Here is a 712-nt window from a genome sequence, read left to right as displayed (position 1 = left end):
GCCAGCGCCAGCATGAGGCCTAGTGGCATGATGGCAAGAATTCTCATCACTGCCTCCTTCTTTCTTTCACGGTCGCCCGCGGCGACCTTCCTTTCAAAGGGACAACGCCTGTCGATGAAAAAGGTTGGCCGCCTCGCCGCGCGGCATTGCAACCAAACCCGTTTGCCGGCCGTTGCGCGTGCCGGAGGCGATCATGTTCGAAGGTTTTCAAGGCGCGGAAATCGACACCGGCGATGCCGGCATATTCTGCCTGCGCGCCGGCGGCGGGCCGCCGCTGCTGTTGCTGCACGGCTTTCCGCAGACGCATCTGATGTGGCGCGACATCGCCCCCGCTCTGGCCAGCCGGTTCAGCGTCGTCTGCGCCGACCTGCGCGGCTATGGCCGCAGTTCGTGTCCGGCATCCACTCCCGACCACGCCCCCTATGCCAAGCGCACCATGGCGGCCGATATGATGAGGCTGATGGAGAAGCTGGGTTTCAGCAGCTTCATGGTCGCCGGCCATGATCGCGGCGGGCGTGTCGCCTACCGCATGGCGCTCGATCATCGGGGCAGCATCGACAAGCTCGCCGTTCTCGACATCGTGCCGACCGCCGATGCCTGGGACCGGGCCGACGCCAGGCTGGCGCTGGGTTATTGGCCATGGTCGCTGCTGGCGCAGCCCGAGCCGTTGCCGGAAAAGATCCTGTCCGGCGCCGCCGAGGCGGTCGTCGAC

The 712-nt window shown here is 65.9% G+C and carries 1 protein-coding gene; it reads left to right on the top strand.

Annotation, left to right across the window (positions count from 1 at the left end):
• Positions 1 to 193: 193 nt before the first annotated feature.
• The coding region (locus EN750_RS37450) for an alpha/beta hydrolase (RefSeq protein ID WP_189526830.1) at positions 194 to 712 on the top strand (519 nt) is incomplete at its 3' end.

Source organism: Mesorhizobium sp. M7A.F.Ca.ET.027.03.2.1, assembly GCF_003999175.1.
Lineage (GTDB): Bacteria > Pseudomonadota > Alphaproteobacteria > Rhizobiales > Rhizobiaceae > Mesorhizobium.
Note: the sequence above shows the minus strand (reverse complement) of the source record. Positions and strands in the feature narration are given on the sequence as shown.